The sequence below is a fragment of the Okeania sp. SIO2F5 genome (genome assembly GCF_010692685.1).
Classification (GTDB): Bacteria; Cyanobacteriota; Cyanobacteriia; order Cyanobacteriales; family Microcoleaceae; genus Okeania; species Okeania hirsuta.
Genome location: NZ_JAAHGU010000330.1, coordinates 1 through 1,048, shown reverse-complemented (window position 1 = coordinate 1,048; position 1,048 = coordinate 1). Strand labels below are relative to the sequence as shown.

The 1,048-nt window shown below is 32.2% G+C and carries 1 protein-coding gene; it reads right to left on the bottom strand.

What is annotated here, in order from left to right:
* Window positions 1–89: 89 nt before the first annotated feature.
* Complete coding sequence (locus tag F6K27_RS33380; RefSeq protein WP_287284873.1) at window positions 90–1,004, bottom strand: transposase; 915 nt, start codon at window positions 1,002–1,004, stop codon at window positions 90–92.
* Between the last annotated feature and the right edge of the window lie 44 nt (window positions 1,005–1,048).

Sequence of the window (1,048 nt, the reverse complement as noted above, 5' to 3'; positions counted from 1 at the left end):
TCTAAAGAACTTGATTGTGATCTATAGGATTCTTCGGTAATTATTACTTTTATCCCTTTTTAATGAGCTTTAGATCTTAACATCTCTATTCATCTATAATCAGGTATGTTAACAAACTGTTGATTGTTCTTTTTCCCGAGATTAATAGATTGTTTCCACTTTTCATTCTGTCCAATTATTAAGGTTCCTATTTGGTGTACCTCACACCAATCTATTACTCTTTTACTAGCTGTATGTAGATAATTTTCTACTCTACAGTTTCGTTTATGAGTTAGAGCGTTTAACCGATTAGATGAGTTTTGATGATTTTTGGTTTTCAGTTGGGATTGTATCAGGGATAGTTTTTTATTATCAAGGGTGTTAATCGCTTTTAATGGTCTGCTATTTATCAATAAAGGTGCTACACCTGTTTGATTTGTAGTTACAGCCATTAAGTTATTCACTCCTAAGTCTCTTCCTGCTACCTGTTGATTATCTGTTGTTTTCTCCGATTTTTCAGAGAGTATTTCAATCATATAACAGCTGCTTTTTTGTACTATTCTCACTTCTATAATTGACTTTTGTGATCTGGGAATTTTTAACTCACTCATGGATAAGTTACATCTTCCTTTTTTGAGGTTTTTTTTGTCAATTGATTCGTGATAATAGACTAAAATATTTCGACCTTTTGTTTTGTTTTTATATTTAGTGATTTTTGGTCTGACTAAAAATTTATGGCGCTGTTTTGGCCATGCTTTTAAAGCGGCAAAATAACTACTCCAAGCTGAGTCTAATCTTCTGATTATTTGCTTACTAACTTTAGTTGGCAAAGCTTGATCATCGTAACTCTTAGATACTAGATGATACAGTTGATTAAAGCTTAGTTTCTTTTTGTTTTCAAAAAAATATTGGCGCTCATGGTAATTGGCTAAATTGAACAGATTTTTTGACAAAAAAGCCTTCTGGTCACAAGCTGACCACAAATAATGTGATTTGGTGATAACATGACGTTCAACTAGCTTCATACCTTAATTGTAGGTAATAACGACTCAATGGATAGACAACTGAA